Source organism: Streptomyces sp. RKAG290 (assembly GCF_023701695.1).
Classification (GTDB): Bacteria; Actinomycetota; Actinomycetes; order Streptomycetales; family Streptomycetaceae; genus Streptomyces.
Genome location: NZ_JAJOZC010000001.1, coordinates 1,231,609 through 1,248,423, shown reverse-complemented (window position 1 = coordinate 1,248,423; position 16,815 = coordinate 1,231,609). Strand labels below are relative to the sequence as shown.

The following is a 16,815-nucleotide window of genomic DNA, read 5'->3' as shown; positions in this document are numbered from 1 at the left end:
GAGATGTCAATCAAGGGCTGGAAATGGTGCAGAAGCCGGAAAGTGACATAGAACCCAGAGAGAGGCGGATAGATCTGAGCCTGCCCCAGGTGGCGGGCAGTGCCGTGGCAGCGGTCGCGGCGGCGGTGGCGGCCTCGCAACTGGGCGTCTACGGAACGATTCTCGGCGCCGGGGTGATGAGCATCGTGGCCACCTGTGGTGGCTCGGTCTTCCAGCACTTCTTCCGGCGCACGGGCGAACAGATCCGCGAGGTCACGGTCCTGGTGAAGCACCCGGACCGCGAGGTGACCGTGCACACGCGCCAGACGCGTGACGCCGGGGACGCGGACGAGACATGGGGGACCCCCGAGACCGAAGTCGCCGTGCGGGAGGCGGCAGGCGCCGCCGACGCGACGGCGATGCTGCGCGCGGTGGACGCCACCACCGTCCTGCGGCAGGTGGACCCCGCGGCCGGACGGAAGGACGCGGACGCCACGACCGTCCTGCGCCAGGTGGGTCCCGCGGCCGGACGCCGGGGCGCGGACGCCACCACCGTCCTGCGCAAGGCGGCCGCCGGCGCCGACCGGACTCAGCTGATCGAGGCGCTCGACGGGACCAGGCTGCTCACGGCGGACCCGCGGACCGGGGACGAGGAGTTCTCGCAGGCGAGCACGCACGGCACCCGGGTCCGCGGCTGGAAGCGCTCGGCGATCGGGGCGGCCGTGGTGTTCGTCGTCTCGATGGCGGGGATCACCACGTTCGAACTGGTCTCGGGCAACGACCTGAGCGGCGGTCAGGGCACGACCGTGGGCTCCGTCGTGCGCGGCGAGCACGGCTCGGCTCCGGCCGGCCCGGCGCCGTCGGTCAGCACCGACCCGGGACGGGACCACCCGAGCCCGGGCCAGGACAACGGCACGGCGCCCGGCACCGACCCGGAAGACGGGCAGAGCCCCAGCCAGGAACCGGACGGGGGCGACGACCCCGCGGCGGACCCGACGCCCACCCCCACCCCGTCGGACTCGGCAGGCGAGGAGACCGCTCCGGCTCCCGCGCCCAGTCCGTCGGCAACCGACGGCGGCAGCAGCACCGCCCCCGACCCGACGGGCAGCGCCCCGGCGCAGCAGGACGGCGCCGCCGGCCAGGACGCCGGGGAGTGAGCGGACACGGTGGTCAGTCGCCCAGGACCCGGCGCAGGTAGTCGTTGGCGAAGAGGCGGTCCGGGTCCAGCCGGTCCCGGACCGCGGTGAACTCGCCGAACCGCGGGTACACCCCCGCCAGGTACGCGGCATCACGGGTGTTGACCTTGCCCCAGTGCGGGCGCCCGCCGTGGGCGGTCATGATCCGTTCCACCGCCGTGAAGTACGCCTGGTAGGGCGTGCCCCGGTACAGGTGGACGGCGATGTACGCGCTCTCCCGGCCCGAGGCCGTGGAGAGCGCGATGTCGTCCGCGGGGGCGGTGCGCACCTCCACCGGGAAGCTGATCCGCAGCGGTGAGCGCTCGACCATCGCCCTGACCTCGCGCAGCGCCTCCACGGCGGCCTCGCGTGGCAGGGCGTACTCCATCTCCACGAACCGCACCCGGCGCGGGCTGGTGAACACCTTGTAGGGGATGTCGGTGTACGTACGGGCCGACAGCGCGCGGCTGGAGAGCTTGGCGATCGAGGGGATCGTGGCGGGGACCGCCCGGCCGACCGTGCAGGCCGCCTGGAAGACGGCGTTGGAGAGGAGCTCGTCCTCGATCCAGCTGCTGACCTTGCCGGGCGGAGCGGCGGGGCCCGCGCTGCGGTTGTTCCGCTTGGTGTTGCAGTTGCCGGTGTGCGGGAACCAGTAGAACTCGAAGTGCTCGTTCTCCGTCACCAGCTGATCGAAGTCGGCCGTGACCTTGTCGAAGGTCATCGGCTCCTCACGGGCGGTCAGCAGGAAGACCGGCTCCACGGCGAAGGTGATCGCGGTGATGACGCCCAGGGCGCCGAGCCCGATCCGGGCGACGGCGAAGACCTCGGGGTTCTCGGTCGCCGAACAGGTCAGCACGGTGCCGTCCGCCGTGACCAGCTCCAGGGCGCGGATCTGGGCGGATATGGAGGCCGAGTCGCGGCCGGTGCCGTGCGTGCCGGTGGAGGTGGCCCCGGCGACCGTCTGCTCCATGATGTCGCCCATGTTGGTGAGCGAGAGGCCCTCGCGGGCCAGCGCGGTGTTGAGCCGCTTCAGCGGGGTGCCGGCCTCGACGGTCACCGTCATCGCGGCCCGGTCGATGTCCCGGATGCCGGTGAGCAGGTCGGGGCGGATCAGCAGCCCGTCGGTGGCCGCGGTCGCGGTGAAGGAGTGGCCGGTGCCCACCGGCTTCACCTTCAGGCCGTCCTCGGACGCCCTGCGCAGCGCCTCGGCCAGCTCGTCCACGGAGGCGGGGGACACGGTCCGCACCGGTCGGGCGGTGACGTTCCCCGCCCAGTTACGCCACGCGTTCGTCGTCGTCCGTGCGTAGGTGTCGGTCATCTTCCCCGCGCCCTTCCGTAGGAACCGGCCCACTGAGCCGGCGGTACCCCAGGAACGCCACCACGGCCGCGAGCGCTCCCGCCACGGCGGGCACCGCGTACCCCGCCTCCGCCCCGGACGCGTCGACCACCCAGCCGGCGGCCGAGGAGCCGAGCGCCACACCCACGGCGAGCCCGGTGCTGGTCCAGGTCATGCCCTCGGTCAGTCTGGTGCGCGGTACGTGCTGTTCGACGAGAGCCATGGTGGTGACCATCGTCGGTGCGATGGCGAGGCCCGCGACAAAGAGCGCCACGGCCAGGAACGGCAGGCTCCCGGCCAGTTGGAGGGGGATCATACTCACGGCCATCGCACACACTCCCACCAGCCACCGGGTGGACGGCCTGCCCTTCAGGTGCAGCAGGCCGAATACCGCCCCGGCGAGACAGGAACCGAGCGCGTACACGGCGAGCACGAGGCTCGCGGCGGCCTTGTGGCCCTGCTCCTCGGCGAAGGCCACCGTCACCACGTCGACCGCCCCGAAGATCGCACCGGTGGCCACGAACGTCACCACGAGCACCTGGAGGCCGCGTGAGGCCAGCGCCGAACCCCTGGTGTGCCGGGCATGCGGATGCGGCACCGGTTCGGTGGCCCGCTGCGCGGTCAGCCAGAGGACGCCGACCAGCAGGAAGCCGGCGGCGAGCAGCGGGCCCGCCTCCGGGAACCAGGCGGTGGAGAGCCCGATCGAGATGATCGGGCCGAAGATGAAGCACACCTCGTCGACGATCGACTCCCACGAGTACGCGGTGTGCAGCTGCCGCGCCGAGCCCCGGTAGATCTCCGCCCAGCGGGCCCGGACCATCGACCCGACGCTGGGGACGCAGCCGGCGCCCGCCGCGAACACGAACAGGGTCCAGTCCGGCAGCCGCTGCTGCGCACAGACCAGCAGTCCGGCCACAGCCGCCAGGGCCACGAGCGTCACCGGGCGCAGCACCCGGCGCTGTCCGTGCCGGTCGACCAGCCTGGACACCTGCGGCCCCACCACGGCGGCCGACATCGCCAGCGTCGCGGAGAGCGCCCCCGCCAGCCCGTAACGGCCGGTCAGCTGCGAAACCATGGTCACCACGCCGATGCCCATCATGGACAGCGGCATCCGGCCGAGGAATCCGGCCGAGGAGAACCCCTTGGTGCCGGGGGCGGCGAAGATCGCGCGGTAGGGACTGGGCAAGGAGAACTCCGGTACGGCGTGGTCAGACGCGGTGTCAGGGGTGAACACGGCCGATACAGCTTACGGGCGGAGCGGGGTGCCCGGCAGCGGGAGACCGGCGCGGGCACGGGGCGGATGTCGGTGGGAGCGGTGCGGGGGGCGGGTGGCAGGATCGGTGCCATGTCCGATCTGCGCGATCCCGCTCCTTACGACGCCCTGTTGCTGCTCTCCTTCGGAGGCCCCGAAGGCCCGGACGACGTGGTCCCGTTCCTGGTGAACGTGACCCGTGGCCGGGGTATCCCGGAGGAGCGGCTCAAGGAGGTCGGCAAGCACTACTTCCTGTTCGGCGGTGTCAGTCCGATCAACGGCCAGAACAGGGCCCTGCTCGACGCACTGCGCAAGGACTTCGCGGATCACGGACTGGATCTGCCGGTGTACTGGGGCAACCGGAACTGGGCGCCCTACCTGACCGACACCCTGCGCGAGATGGCCTCGGACGGTCACCGCCGCATCGCCGTCCTGGCGACCAGCGCCTACGCCTCGTACTCCGGCTGCAGGCAGTACCGCGAGAACCTCGCCGAGTCACTGGCCGTCCTGGAGACCGAGGGTCTTCCGGTGCCGCGCGTCGACAAGCTGCGGCACTACTTCAACCACCCCGGCTTCGTCGAGCCGATGGTGGACGGGGTCCTCGCCTCCCTGGCAGACCTCCCCGAGGACGTACGGACCGGGGCGCACCTCGCCTTCACCACGCACTCCATCCCCACCTCGGCGGCCGACGCCTCCGGCCCGGCGGAGGCACACGGCGACGGCGGCGCCTACGTCGCCGAGCATCTCGACGTGGCCCGGCTGATCGTCGAGGCCGTCCGCGAGCGGACCGGCGTCGAGTACCCCTGGCGGCTCGTCTACCAGTCGCGCAGCGGCGCCCCGCACATTCCCTGGCTGGAACCCGACATCTGCGAGCACCTGGAGTCGCTCCACGGCGACGGCGTCCCCGCCGTGGTGATGGCACCCATCGGCTTCGTCTCGGACCACATGGAGGTCCTCTACGACCTCGACACCGAGGCCACCGCGAAGGCCGCCGAGCTCGGCCTGCCGGTACGCCGGTCCGCGACCGTCGGCGCCGACCCGCGGTTCGCCGCCGCCGTGCGCGACCTGCTGCTGGAGCGCGCCGCCGCCGAACAGGGCCGCTCCCGGGAGCGCTGCGCGCTCGGGGCGCTCGGGGCGAGCCACGACCTCTGCCCGGTGGGCTGCTGCCCGGCCCGGGCACCCAAGCCTGCCGCCGCGGGTGCCGACAGCCCGTACGCGTAGGGCGCCCTCACCCGGCCGGCCCGAGTCCCGGCCCGTACCCCCCCTCACACCCCTTGGGAGCGCTGTGACCGACCCCCTGCTGTCCGAACTGCTCGACCTCGCCCTGGACGTCGCCCACCGCGCCGGTGCGCTGCTGCGCGACGGCCGCCCCGCCGACCTGGAGGTGGCCGCGACCAAGTCCAGCCCGGTGGACGTCGTCACCGAGATGGACATCGCCGCCGAGCAACTGATCACCGGCTTCCTGGCCGAACGCCGTCCCGAGGACGGATTCCTGGGGGAGGAGGGCGCCAGCTCCGAGGGCAGCAGCGGCATCCGCTGGGTGATCGACCCGCTCGACGGCACCGTGAACTATCTGTACGGGCTGCCCACCTGGGCCGTCTCCGTCGCCGCCGAACGGGACGGCGAGCGGGTCGTGGGCGTGGTCGAGGTCCCGATGCGCCGGGAGACGTATCACGCGGTACTCGGCGGCGGTGCGTACGCAAAGGGCGGCGTGTACGGGGAGGGTGCCACCCTGCGCTGCCGGCCCGCCCCGCCGCTCGACCAGGCGCTCGTGGCGACCGGCTTCAACTACGTCGCCGACGTCCGCGCGCACCAGGCCGACGTGGCGCGGGTGCTGATCCCGCGGCTGCGGGACATCCGGCGCGGCGGCTCCGCCGCGATCGACCTCTGCGACGTCGCCGCGGGCCGCCTCGACGGCTACTACGAGCGCGGCCTCCACCCGTGGGACCTGGCGGCCGGCGACCTCATCGCCCGGGAGGCGGGCGCGCTCACCGGCGGACGTCCCGGGCAGCCCGCCGACGGCGGCCTGGCGGTGGCCGCGGCACCGGGCGTGTTCGAACCGCTGCAGGCCGTGCTGGAGGAACTGGGCGCCTGGCACGACTGAGCCGCTGTGCGGGCCGTGAGCGCCCCCGCAACGCGGAAGGCCCCGCAGGTGCCGAGACGGCACCTGCGGGGCCTTCCGGTGACTGCTCAGACGCTTGTGGCGCCGATGCGGACACCGTGCTCGGCAGCGAGGCGGTGCAGATCCTCCAGCTCGCTCTGCTCGACGTCCGCGAGGAAGTCGTCGCCCGTCTCGCGGGCCTTCGTGAGGTCGGACTCGGTGGTCTTGATGCGTTGCAGCAGACCTGCGGTGAAAGCGTCCATGAGGCGCCCCCTCATCGTGGGTCGGTGGCACGGGGGTGTGCCCGGGTTTCCCTCCGCCGAGGCGGTAGGGCGGGTGATCACGCAGCCTCCGGGGACGGAGGGGCCTGTGGCATGCCACGTACGAGCCGTGATCGCGGGTGTGAATTCGTCCTCCCCAGCCCGACCCTCAGAGAAACCTCAACTGGCCCGGAGAACCGCCGAATTCCGCGAAGCCGCAGGTCGGGCCGCGCCGTCTTACCGCCGGTTTATACGCGTTACGGGCAGGATGGTGCCGCACAGACCGTGCCGAGGTGCGGCCGGGCCCCAGGGCCACCGGTCTGTTTCGAACGTGGTGAAGTCCTGTTGTGAAGGTCTAGGGAAGGAAGCGCCGTGCGCGTACTCGTCGTGGAGGACGAGCAGCTGCTCGCCGATGCGGTGGCCACCGGATTGCGCCGGGAAGCCATGGCCGTCGATGTCGTGTACGACGGTGCGGCGGCCCTGGAGCGCATCGAGGTCAACGACTACGACGTCGTGGTGCTGGACCGGGACCTCCCCCTGGTGCACGGTGACGACGTCTGCCGCCGGATCGTCGAGCTGGGCATGCCGACCCGGGTGCTCATGCTCACCGCCTCCGGGGACGTCAGCGACCGCGTGGAGGGCCTGGAGCTGGGCGCCGACGACTATCTGCCCAAGCCCTTCGCCTTCAGCGAGCTGACCGCGCGGGTGCGGGCCCTCGGGCGGCGTACGACGGTCGCTCTGCCGCCGGTCCTGGAGCGTGCGGGGATCAAGCTCGACCCCAACCGCCGCGAGGTCTTCCGGGGCGAGCAGGAGGTCCAGCTGGCACCCAAGGAGTTCGCGGTGCTGGAGGTCCTGATGCGGAGCGAGGGCGCCGTGGTCTCGGCCGAGCAGCTCCTGGAGAAGGCCTGGGACGAGAACACGGACCCGTTCACCAACGTCGTCCGGGTGACCGTCATGACGCTGCGGCGCAAGCTCGGCGAGCCGCCGGTGATCGTCACCGTACCCGGCTCCGGCTACCGGATCTGACGCCGGTGCCCACCGTCCCGCCGCCCGCGACGGCGCCCCCCAAACCCACCTGGGAGCCCAAACAGCAGGAGCCCCCGTACCCCTGGCTGCGCCCGACCATCCGGATACGCCTCACCCTGCTGTACGGCGGCATGTTCCTGATCGCGGGCATCCTGCTGCTGTCGATCATCTACATGCTGGCCGCGCAGGCCCTGCACGTGGGCAGCGAGCTGCCTTTCAAGATCGTCGACGGCCATGTGTCCAGCGACGTGTGCAACCTGCTGGGGGAGGGGCGATCACCGAGCGCCGTCAACGCCGCGATGAACTCCTGCGTCAACCACCAGCGGCAGCAGGCGCTCGACACGCTCCTCAACCGGTCGTTGCTGGCCCTGGTGGGCCTCAGCGTCATCGCCTTCGCCTTCGGCTACGCGATGGCGGGCCGGGTGCTGTCGCCGCTCGGCCGGATCACCCGCATCGCCCGCCGGGTGGCCGGCACGGACCTGTCCCGGCGCATCGAGCTGGACGGCCCGGACGACGAGCTCAAGGAGCTCGCCGACACCTTCGACGACATGCTCGAACGGCTGGAGCGGGCCTTCACCGCGCAGCAGCGGTTCGTGGGGAACGCGTCGCACGAGCTGCGCACCCCGCTCGCGATCAACCGCACGCTGCTGGAGGTCCACCTCTCCGATCCGCAGGCACCGCCGGAGCTCCAGCAGCTCGGCAAGACGCTGCTGGCCACCAACGAACGCAGCGAGCAGCTGGTCGAGGGACTCCTGCTGCTCGCCCGCAGCGACAACCAGATCGTCGAACGCAAACCCGTGGACCTGGCCGAGGTGGCCTCGCGCGCCCTCGACCAGGCGCGCGGCGAGGCCGAGACCAAGGGCGTGGAGATGCGCGGCGAGCTGGCCCCGGCAGTGGTCCAGGGCAACGGCGTGCTCCTGGAGCGCATCGCGCTGAACCTCGTACAGAACGCGGTCCGCTACAACGTCCCGGACAGCGGCTGGGTCGAGGTCAGCACCGAGCTGCTGCCCGGCCAGGCCCTGCTCGTCGTCTCGAACACAGGTCCCGTGGTGCCTGCCTACGAGATCGACAACCTCTTCGAGCCCTTCAGACGGCTGCGTACGGAGCGGACAGGCAGCGACAAGGGGGTGGGGCTCGGCCTGTCGATCGCGCGGTCCGTCGCGCGCGCTCACGGAGGCCGTATCATCGCGGAGCCCCGCGAGGGCGGTGGTCTTGTGATGCGCGTCTCACTGCCTGTCTGACAGGCCGGGCGAAGCGATTTGCACGCGGATTATTTTGTTCGCTTTTAGCGGAATTTTCGGGACCCTGTCCCGGCGGATCCGTGTGTGATCGATCACAGGAGCGAATTTAAGGCCGTCCACGCTCCGTGATCAGGGCTCCCACCGGAAAACCGGCAAAAGTCGGGGTTTTCGGGGGCCATTATCACGGGAAGTACACGGGGTGGTGCCTGCGAAGGGCACCATCGGGACCGTGTACGGTCCCCATCGCCACCCAAGCCGATCACTCTCGAGCGGTCCTTTTGGGTGTCGATTGAGTAACAGACCTTGATGTGAGGCAAAATCTCCGCCTCGGGTCGGGCACAAGTCCGGCCTCTCACGCGTTACGTGCGCTGAGACACCGCAGACACCCAGAGGGGGAGAGCGACATGGCAACGGATTACGACACCCCACGCAAGACCGACGACGACGTCGATCAGGACAGCCTTGAAGAGCTCAAGGCTCGTCGGAGCGACAAGACGGCTTCCGCCGTCGACGTCGACGAGTTCGACGCGGCCGAAGGACTGGAGCTGCCCGGCGCAGACCTGTCCAACGAAGAACTGGCCGTAAGGGTCCTGCCCAAGCAGGCCGACGAATTCACCTGCATGAGCTGCTTCCTCGTGCACCACCGCAGTCAGCTGGCCCGCGAGAAGAACGGCCAGCCGATCTGCCGCGACTGCGACTGAGGTCCGGTCGGCCGTGGCAGGGGACACACCGTTCCGGAAGCGGCGCCCCCGGCGCAAGAAGTCGCCGGAGGCGCATCAGGGCGGTACAGGCCCGGCAGAAGGCGTAGCAGCGCCTGCCGAGCTGTCCGCCCTGCCACCTTCGCCGGACGGACAGGATGACGGGCGGGGCCTGCCGGCCTCGCTCGAAGCAGCCGAAGCGGCTGCGGAAGTCGACACGGCCGACAGGGTCGAACAGGTCGACAGGACGGAGCCCGTGACCGGGGCAGGCCGTCTGAAATCAGTGAAACGGGGCGTACGCAAGGGCGGGGAGAGCGCCAAGGCCGCGATCGGTCATATCGCCGACCTGATCATCGATATCGCTCCCCGCGTCCCTGTGCGCGACCTCGCCACGCTGCGCAAGCACTTTCCGGGCCTCGGGCCCGAAGAGATCGCCGACCGGCTCATCGCCGGTGCGAGCAGGGCCACCGCCACCGTCGGCGCCGGAATCGGCGCGGCGGCCATGATGCCCGTACCACCCGCCATGCTCGCCGAGATCGCCGCGGAGATCACCGGTGTGGCCGCGATCGAGATGAAGCTCGTCGCCGAGCTGCACGAGGTGTACGGACTGCGCCCGCCGGGCGGCATCGGCCAGCGCTCCACCGCCTACCTCACGTCCTGGACCGAGGAACGCGGCATCGACGTCACCCACCCCACGACGGTCAACGCCGCGCTCGGCGGCCAGATGAAGCGCGAGCTGCGCCAGCAGATCATGAAGCGCACGGTGCGCGACCTGCCGAATCTGATTCCGTTCATGATCGGCGCCGCGGTCGGCGCGATGATGAACCGCCGTGACACCAAACGGCTGGCCGAACGGATCAGGAAGGACCTGCGGAAACGCCAGATCCCCTGGGACCGGCTGCCGGAGCTGCCTCCGCTGGAACGGCCGGAGCTCCCTTACGAGCCCTTTCCCCACGACCCGAGGGCCTGATCCGGCCTGATCCGAACGGAAGACCCCAGGACCTCTCGTCCGGGTCACGCCGGGCGCGCAGGTGCCCCACCGGGCGCCCTCAGGCCCTCCTGGCCGGCCCGGAGCCCCGAGGGGCTCCCCCGGGGCCGACGGCGCCGGTGAGAGGCCCTTAGGCCGGGACTGCGGCCTTCAGCGCCGCCACCAGTGCCTGCGGCTCACGCGTCGACAGATAGACGTACGGAGTCGGGTCCTGCGGATCCGTCACCTTCACCCGCACCGCCGTCGGGATGTAGCTGCGCAGCAGCATGAAGGCCCGGGTGTCCGCCTTGTACGAACGCCACGCGCGCGCCTCCTCGGCGTCCAGCACCTCGGCCTCGCCGAGTGCCGAGACCGGGATCCGGGCGTCGCCCGCCACGAGAGCGCCGGCCACCACCCGGATCCGGACGGAGCCGTACGAGCTCACCACCACGGCGGCCGCGGCCGTGCCGCCCACCAGGCCGCCGAGCAGCGGCAGGCTGCCCAGTGGCAGCAGCATCAGCGCGCACGCGATGCCGAACAGGAAGGCGATCAACCACCACGAACGGGGTGCGGTGAGTCGTTCGTCGAATGGCGGGGTGGAAGGCTGCATGCGCCCAAGCTTGGCACGGCGCGACCTGCGGGTACCCGCGCGGGTAAGGTCTGCGGCTGTGAGTGGAACATCTGCGGCTCTGAAGCCCCCGGCCGACGCGGTGAAACCGGTCCGGCATCCCGAAGCGCCGTCCCCCGGTGAGCTCCTCGGCGCGCACTACGAACACTGCTTCGGCTGCGGCGGGGGACAGCCGCACGGGCTGCATCTCCAGGCGCGGGCCGGCGAGGGCGTCGGGGTGACCGCCGAGTTCACCGTGCAGGCCGCCCACCAGGGCGCCCCGGGCCTGGCGCACGGCGGGGTGCTGGCCACCGCGCTCGACGAGACGCTCGGCTCGCTGAACTGGCTGCTGCGGGTGATCGCGGTGACCGGACGGCTGGAGACCGACTTCGTCCGCCCCGTCCCGGTCGGCACCGTGCTCTTCCTCGACGCCGAGATCACCGCCGTGCACGGCCGGAAGATCTACTCCAGGGCCACCGGCCGGATCGGCGGCCCGGACGGGCCCGTGGCGGTCCGGGCCGAGGCCCTGTTCATCGAGGTCAAGGTCGACCACTTCATCGACAACGGCCGCCCCGAGGAGATCCAGGCGGCGATGGCCGATCCCGACCAGGTCAAGCGGGCCCGCGCCTTCGAGGTGAACCCCTGATGCGCCATCCCGTGGACGTGCTCATCCGCAGGACCGACCCGGACGTGCCGATCCCGGCGTACGGGCACCCGGGCGATGCCGGAGCCGATCTGGTGACCACCGAGGCGGCCGAACTGGCGCCGGGGGAACGGGCCGTGCTGCCCACGGGGGTTTCGATCGCCCTGCCCGACGGGTACGCCGCGTTCGTGCACCCGCGATCCGGCCTGGCCGCCCGCTGCGGAGTCGCCCTCGTGAATGCCCCGGGGACGGTTGATGCCGGGTACCGTGGAGAGATCAAGGTAATCGTCATCAATCTCGACCCGCGCGAGTCCGTGCGGTTCGAGCGGTTCGACCGGATTGCCCAACTGGTCGTGCAGCAGGTCGAGAAGGTGCGCTTCCACGAAGTGTCGGAGCTTCCCGGTTCGGCGCGGGCCGAAGGGGGCTTCGGGTCCACCGGCGGTCATGCCGCCGTTGATGTTGATGGCGTCCGGGGCGGGGTTCCCCAGGACGGGAACAGCTACGCTTCGGTCGAATCCGACCGGGAAGGACAGTGACGTGTTCGGACGTCGCAAGAACAGTGGTTCCGCCGAGGACGCGGCGGACGAAGCGCGCGAGGCCGAGCAGGTCGTCGACGAGCTCGATGACGCCGCGGGCGGATCGCGTCGGATGAACCTTCCGCCGGCACCGCGGCCGGACGGGCCGTGGGACATCGACGAGGTCTCCCGGCCCGACGAGGGCCGGGTGGACCTGGGCGGCATCTTCGTGCCCGGAGTCGAGGGCATGGAGCTGCGCGTCGAGGTCGCCGGTGACGCGATCGTCGCCGCGACCGTCGTGCTGCGCGACAGCGCGATCCAGCTGCAGGCCTTCGCCGCCCCCAAGAAAGAGGGCATCTGGGGCGAGGTCCGCGAGGAGATCGCCTCCGGCATCACCCAGCAGGGCGGCATCATCGACGAGGTCGAGGGCCCGCTGGGCTGGGAGCTGCGCGCGCAGGTCCCCGTACAGCTTCCCGACGGGGCGAACGGCGTGCAGATGGTCCGCTTCGTGGGCATCGACGGCCCGCGCTGGTTCCTTCGCGGCGTGATCTCCGGCCAGGGTGCCGTGCAGCCGGAGGCCGCCGGGCTGCTGGAGACGGTCTTCCGGGACACCGTGGTGGTCCGCGGCGAGGGCCCGATGGCCCCGCGCGACCCGATCGTCCTGAAGCTCCCCAACGACGCCCAGATGGTCCCCGAGGGTGTTCAGCAGGAGGAGCAGGAGGGCTCGAAGTTCTCCGGTGGCATGGCCGGCCTCCAGCGCGGCCCCGAGATCACCGAGGTGCGCTGACCCGCACCCGCACGCACCGGCCGGTGGGCCGTACCCCTTCGCGGGGGTACGGCCCACCGGCTTCTGCATGTCCGCGGGCTGCCGCTCCGGCCCGGGGGGAGTGCGGCGGCCCGTATGGGGCGCGTATGGGGCACGTACAGGCGCCGTCAAGGCCGCGCCCCTCCCCGTAAGGAAGCCATCAACGCAGGTCACAGCGGCGTCTGCGAGGGGTTTGCTCAAGAGGTCCGAGTAATCCGCACCTCATCCAGGAGCACCCGATGGCCGACATGGCCTTCGTCGTCATCACGATCGCGGTCTTCGCGCTGGTGGCACTCATCGCCAAGGGGGTGGCGAAGCTGTGACCGCTGAAAACGTGGTCGGCCTCGTCGTGGCCGTCGCCCTGCTGGGCTATCTCGTCCTCGCCCTTCTGTACCCGGAGAGGTTCTGAGCCCGATATGAGCCCCGTCCTCGCAGGTGTGCTCCAGGTGCTCGCGCTCGTCGTGGCGCTGGGCCTGGCGTACCGCCCGCTCGGTGACTACATGGCCGGCGTCTACTCCTCCCCGAAGCATCTGCGGGTGGAGAAGTGGATGTACAAGGCCATCGGCGCCGATCCGAACACACAGATGCGCTGGCCCGCCTATCTGCGCGGTGTCCTGGCCTTCTCCGCCGTGAGCGTTCTCTTCCTGTACCTGCTGCAGCGGCTCCAGGGTTCGCTGCCCGGTTCGCTCGGCTTCTCCTCGATCGACCCCGACCAGGCGTTCAACACGGCTGCGTCGTTCGTCGCCAACACCAACTGGCAGTCGTACTACGGCGAGCAGGCCATGGGCCACGTCGTGCAGACCGGTGGCCTCGCGGTCCAGAACTTCGTCTCGGCCGCCGTCGGCATCGCCGTCGCGGTGGCCCTGGTGCGCGGCTTCGCCAGGTCCCGCACCGGTGAGCTGGGCAACTTCTGGTCCGACCTGGTGCGCGGCACCGTACGGATCCTGATTCCGATCTCGGTGATCGGGGCCCTCGTACTGGTCGCGACCGGTGCGATCCAGAACTTCGCCGGCATCCACTCCGTCGGCCAGTTCATGGGCGGCTCGCAGCAGTGGAACGGCGGTGCGGTCGCCTCCCAGGAGGTCATCAAGGAGCTGGGCACCAACGGCGGCGGCTACTTCAACGCCAACTCCGCCCACCCCTTCGAGAATCCCAACGGGCTCTCCAACCTCTTCGAGATCTTCCTGATCCTCGTCATCCCGTTCGCCCTGACCCGCACCTTCGGCCGCATGGTCGGCTCCCTGAAGCAGGGCTACGCGATCCTCGCGACGATGGGCGTGATCTGGCTCGGTTTCACCGCGTTGATGATGTGGACCGAATTCGCCCACCACGGCCCCGCGTTCGACATCGCCGGCGGGGCGACGGAGGGCAAGGAGACGCGGTTCGGGGTCGGCGGCTCGTCCCTCTTCGCGGTGGCCACCACGCTCACCTCGACCGGAGCGGTGAACTCCTTCCACTCCTCGTTCACCGGCCTCGGCGGTGGCATCACGATGCTCGGCATGCAGCTCGGCGAGATCGCTCCCGGTGGTACGGGATCGGGGCTCTACGGAATGCTGATCATGGCGGTCATCGCGGTGTTCATCGCCGGTCTCATGGTCGGCCGCACACCGGAGTACCTCGGCAAGAAGATCGGCACCCGGGAGATCAAGCTCGCCGCCTGCTACATCCTGATCACCCCGGCCCTGGTGCTCTGCTTCACCGCGGTCGCGATGGCCCTGCCCACCCCGGGCAACTCGATGACCAACTCCGGGGCGCACGGCTTCTCCGAGATCCTGTACGCCTACACCTCGGGCGCCAACAACAACGGTTCGGCCTTCGCCGGGCTCAACGCGGACACCCAGTGGTTCAACACCACCATCGGACTCGCGATGCTGCTGGGCCGGTTCCTTCCCATGGTCTTCGTGCTGGCCCTGGCGGGCTCGCTCGCCGAGCAGCGGGCCGTACCGACGACCGTCGGCACCCTCGGCACCCACAAGCCGCTCTTCAGCGGACTGCTGGTCGCCACCACCATGATCATCGCCGGTCTGACCTACTTCCCGGCCCTCGCCCTGGGGCCGCTGGCCGAGGGGCTGGCGTCATGACCATCCGTACGAAGCAAGAGGACGCGATGTCCACAGTCACACCCGCCCGCGCGCCCCATCAGGACGCACCGTCCGGGCCGGTCCCCGAAGGGCGCGTCGGCGCCGGACTGTTCGACCCCGGGATGCTCCTCGCGGCGGTCCCCGACGCGATACGCAAGCTGGATCCCCGGGTGATGGTCAAGTCCCCGGTGATGTTCGTGGTGCTGGTCGGTTCGGTGCTCACCACCGTGCTGGCCGCCCTGGACCCGACCGACTGGTTCGGCTGGGCGATCACGGTCTGGCTGTGGCTCACGACCGTCTTCGCCAACCTGGCGGAGGCGGTCGCCGAGGGCCGGGGCAAGGCACAGGCCGACACCCTGCGCCGGGCCAAGACCGACACCGTCGCCCGCCGGCTGACCGGCCGGACCGAGGAGCGGGTGCCCGGCACCGAGCTGCGCATCGGCGACCTCGTGGTGTGCGAGGCCGGCGACATCATTCCGGGCGACGGAGACGTCGTCGAGGGGGTGGCCAGCGTCGACGAGTCCGCGATCACCGGCGAATCGGCCCCGGTCATCCGGGAGTCCGGCGGCGACCGCAGCGCGGTCACCGGCGGCACGAAGGTGCTCTCCGACCGCATCGTCGTCAAGATCACCACCAAACCGGGGGAGACGTTCATCGACCGGATGATCGCCCTGGTCGAGGGCGCGTCCCGGCAGAAGACTCCCAACGAGATCGCGCTGAACATCCTGCTCGCCTCGCTGACCGTCGTCTTCCTGCTGGCCGTGGTCACCCTGCAGCCCTTCGCGATCTACGCGGGCAGTGAGCAGTCCATGATCGTGCTGGCCGCGCTGCTGGTCTGCCTGATCCCGACCACCATCGGCGCGCTGCTCTCCGCGATCGGCATCGCCGGCATGGACCGGCTCGTGCAGCGCAACGTGCTCGCCATGTCCGGACGGGCCGTCGAGGCGGCGGGCGACGTGTCGACCCTGCTGCTCGACAAGACCGGCACCATCACCCTCGGCAACCGCCAGGCGGCCGAGTTCCTCCCGGTCGCGGGCACGACCGAGGCCGAACTCGCCGACGCCGCCCAGCTCTCCTCGCTGGCCGACGAGACCCCCGAGGGCCGGTCCGTGGTCGTCCTGGCCAAGGAGAAGTACGGCCTGCGCGAGCGCCACCAGGGTGAGCTGTCCGGCGCCGACTGGGTGGCCTTCACCGCCCAGACCCGGATGTCCGGGGTGGACGTCGGCATGCGCAAGGTCCGCAAGGGCGCGAGCGGATCGGTCATCGCCTGGGTGAAGGAACGCGGCGGCGCCGTCCCGGGTGACGCGGGCGCCCTCACCGACCGCATCGCGCAGGCCGGCGGCACGCCGCTGCTGGTGGCTCTGGAGGACGGGGACGGCGCCCGGGTGCTGGGCGTCATCCACCTCAAGGACGTCGTCAAGGAGGGCATGCGCGAGCGGTTCGACGAACTGCGCCGGATGGGCATCCGGACGGTCATGATCACCGGTGACAACCCGCTGACCGCGAAGGCGATCGCCGAGGAGGCCGGCGTCGACGACTTCCTCGCCGAGGCCACCCCCGAGGACAAGATGGCCCTCATCAAGCGGGAACAGGCCGGCGGCAAGCTCGTCGCGATGACCGGCGACGGCACCAACGACGCCCCGGCACTCGCCCAGGCGGACGTCGGCGTGGCCATGAACACCGGAACCTCGGCCGCCAAGGAGGCCGGGAACATGGTGGACCTGGACTCCAACCCGACCAAGCTGATCGAGATCGTCGAGATCGGCAAACAGCTCCTGATCACCCGCGGCGCACTCACCACGTTCTCCATCGCCAACGACGTCGCGAAGTACTTCGCGATCATCCCCGCGATGTTCGCCGTGGTCTACCCGGGCCTGGACAAGCTCAACATCATGGACCTGTCCTCGCCCCGGTCCGCGATCCTGTCCGCCGTCGTCTTCAACGCGCTGATCATCGTGGCGCTGGTGCCGCTCGCCCTGAAGGGCGTCCGCTACCGGCCCAGCGGCGCCGACTCGATGCTCCGGCGCAACCTCGGGATCTACGGACTCGGCGGCCTGATCGCCCCGTTCATCGGCATCAAGATCATCGACCTGATCATCTCCCTCATCCCCGGAATCGGCTGACCTGCC

The 16,815-nt window shown here is 70.7% G+C and carries 17 protein-coding genes; 13 read left to right on the top strand and 4 right to left on the bottom strand.

The window, feature by feature from the left end:
• The first annotated feature begins 23 nt into the window (after positions 1-23).
• A complete protein-coding gene (locus LNW71_RS05370; protein WP_250967188.1) occupies positions 24-1,136 on the top strand; it encodes a hypothetical protein in 1,113 nt (370 codons plus the stop codon).
• A 13-nt stretch (positions 1,137-1,149) separates the two neighbouring features.
• Here LNW71_RS05370 and LNW71_RS05365 read toward each other — a convergent pair whose 3' ends face one another.
• Positions 1,150-2,472: a D-arabinono-1,4-lactone oxidase gene (locus tag LNW71_RS05365; protein WP_250967187.1), complete on the bottom strand. Its 1,323-nt coding sequence runs from the start codon at positions 2,470-2,472 to the stop codon at positions 1,150-1,152.
• Complete coding sequence (locus LNW71_RS05360; RefSeq protein WP_250967186.1) at positions 2,429-3,676, bottom strand: MFS transporter; 1,248 nt, start codon at positions 3,674-3,676, stop codon at positions 2,429-2,431. The genes LNW71_RS05365 and LNW71_RS05360 overlap by 44 nt, the downstream gene beginning before the upstream one ends.
• 159 nt (positions 3,677-3,835) lie before the next feature.
• On the opposite strand from LNW71_RS05360, the gene LNW71_RS05355 reads away from it, so the two are divergent.
• Positions 3,836-4,963 (top strand): ferrochelatase, encoded by a 1,128-nt coding sequence (locus LNW71_RS05355; protein WP_250967185.1) that lies wholly within the window; start codon positions 3,836-3,838, stop codon positions 4,961-4,963.
• Between the two features lie 64 nt (positions 4,964-5,027).
• Positions 5,028-5,846, top strand: a complete 819-nt coding sequence (locus LNW71_RS05350; RefSeq protein ID WP_250967184.1) for an inositol monophosphatase family protein — start codon at positions 5,028-5,030, stop codon at positions 5,844-5,846.
• Positions 5,847-5,932: 86 nt separating this feature from the next.
• Here the strand turns inward: LNW71_RS05350 and LNW71_RS05345 are convergent, their stop codons facing one another.
• Positions 5,933-6,106: a hypothetical protein gene (locus tag LNW71_RS05345; protein WP_250967183.1), complete on the bottom strand. Its 174-nt coding sequence runs from the start codon at positions 6,104-6,106 to the stop codon at positions 5,933-5,935.
• A gap of 369 nt (positions 6,107-6,475) precedes the next feature.
• Here LNW71_RS05345 and LNW71_RS05340 point away from each other — a divergent pair, with 369 nt between their 5' ends.
• From LNW71_RS05340 to LNW71_RS05325, 4 genes are all read left to right on the top strand, one after another.
• Positions 6,476-7,129 carry a response regulator transcription factor gene (locus tag LNW71_RS05340; RefSeq protein ID WP_024490544.1) on the top strand — a complete coding sequence of 218 codons (654 nt, stop codon included), beginning with the start codon at positions 6,476-6,478 and terminating at the stop codon, positions 7,127-7,129.
• A gap of 5 nt (positions 7,130-7,134) precedes the next feature.
• Positions 7,135-8,370 carry an ATP-binding protein gene (locus tag LNW71_RS05335; protein ID WP_250967182.1) on the top strand — a complete coding sequence of 412 codons (1,236 nt, stop codon included), beginning with the start codon at positions 7,135-7,137 and terminating at the stop codon, positions 8,368-8,370.
• Positions 8,371-8,774: 404 nt separating this feature from the next.
• Positions 8,775-9,071, top strand: a complete 297-nt coding sequence (locus tag LNW71_RS05330) for a DUF4193 domain-containing protein (protein ID WP_003965732.1) — start codon at positions 8,775-8,777, stop codon at positions 9,069-9,071.
• A 13-nt stretch (positions 9,072-9,084) separates the two neighbouring features.
• On the top strand, positions 9,085-10,038 hold the full coding sequence (locus LNW71_RS05325) for a hypothetical protein (protein WP_250967181.1): 954 nt from the start codon (positions 9,085-9,087) through the stop codon (positions 10,036-10,038).
• A 148-nt stretch (positions 10,039-10,186) separates the two neighbouring features.
• Here LNW71_RS05325 and LNW71_RS05320 read toward each other — a convergent pair whose 3' ends face one another.
• The gene (locus LNW71_RS05320; RefSeq protein ID WP_250967180.1) at positions 10,187-10,645 is read right to left on the bottom strand and encodes a DUF3093 domain-containing protein; all 459 of its coding nucleotides are present in this window, start codon (positions 10,643-10,645) and stop codon (positions 10,187-10,189) included.
• 58 nt (positions 10,646-10,703) lie between these two features.
• Between LNW71_RS05320 and LNW71_RS05315 the strand changes: the two genes are divergently transcribed.
• The 6 genes from LNW71_RS05315 (at position 10,704) to kdpB (ending at position 16,809) form a co-directional block, all read left to right on the top strand.
• Positions 10,704-11,288, top strand: a complete 585-nt coding sequence (locus LNW71_RS05315) for a PaaI family thioesterase (protein ID WP_250967179.1) — start codon at positions 10,704-10,706, stop codon at positions 11,286-11,288.
• A complete protein-coding gene (dut, locus tag LNW71_RS05310; protein WP_250967178.1) occupies positions 11,288-11,821 on the top strand; it encodes a dUTP diphosphatase in 534 nt (177 codons plus the stop codon). Before LNW71_RS05315 ends, dut begins: the two co-directional genes overlap by 1 nt.
• Before the next feature lies 1 nt (position 11,822).
• On the top strand, positions 11,823-12,587 hold the full coding sequence (locus LNW71_RS05305; RefSeq protein WP_250967177.1) for a DUF3710 domain-containing protein: 765 nt from the start codon (positions 11,823-11,825) through the stop codon (positions 12,585-12,587).
• A gap of 337 nt (positions 12,588-12,924) precedes the next feature.
• Positions 12,925-13,014, top strand: coding sequence for a K(+)-transporting ATPase subunit F (gene kdpF, locus LNW71_RS05300; protein WP_037777601.1), 90 nt, complete (start codon positions 12,925-12,927; stop codon positions 13,012-13,014).
• A 7-nt stretch (positions 13,015-13,021) separates the two neighbouring features.
• Entirely contained in the window at positions 13,022-14,686 is a 1,665-nt protein-coding gene (gene kdpA, locus LNW71_RS05295; protein ID WP_250967176.1) for a potassium-transporting ATPase subunit KdpA, read from the top strand.
• The gene (gene kdpB / locus LNW71_RS05290) at positions 14,683-16,809 is read left to right on the top strand and encodes a potassium-transporting ATPase subunit KdpB (protein ID WP_250967175.1); all 2,127 of its coding nucleotides are present in this window, start codon (positions 14,683-14,685) and stop codon (positions 16,807-16,809) included. Before kdpA ends, kdpB begins: the two co-directional genes overlap by 4 nt.
• Positions 16,810-16,815 lie beyond the last annotated feature (6 nt).

Coding starts and splice junctions, on each gene's coding strand:
- LNW71_RS05370 (WP_250967188.1), top strand. CDS start 24: ATGGTGCAGAAGCCGGAAAGTGACATAGAACCCAGAGAGAGGCGGATA.
- LNW71_RS05365 (WP_250967187.1), bottom strand. CDS start 2,472: ATGACCGACACCTACGCACGGACGACGACGAACGCGTGGCGTAACTGG.
- LNW71_RS05355 (WP_250967185.1), top strand. CDS start 3,836: ATGTCCGATCTGCGCGATCCCGCTCCTTACGACGCCCTGTTGCTGCTC.
- LNW71_RS05345 (WP_250967183.1), bottom strand. CDS start 6,106: ATGGACGCTTTCACCGCAGGTCTGCTGCAACGCATCAAGACCACCGAG.
- LNW71_RS05330 (WP_003965732.1), top strand. CDS start 8,775: ATGGCAACGGATTACGACACCCCACGCAAGACCGACGACGACGTCGAT.
- LNW71_RS05320 (WP_250967180.1), bottom strand. CDS start 10,645: ATGCAGCCTTCCACCCCGCCATTCGACGAACGACTCACCGCACCCCGT.
- dut (WP_250967178.1), top strand. CDS start 11,288: ATGCGCCATCCCGTGGACGTGCTCATCCGCAGGACCGACCCGGACGTG.
- kdpA (WP_250967176.1), top strand. CDS start 13,022: ATGAGCCCCGTCCTCGCAGGTGTGCTCCAGGTGCTCGCGCTCGTCGTG.
- kdpB (WP_250967175.1), top strand. CDS start 14,683: ATGACCATCCGTACGAAGCAAGAGGACGCGATGTCCACAGTCACACCC.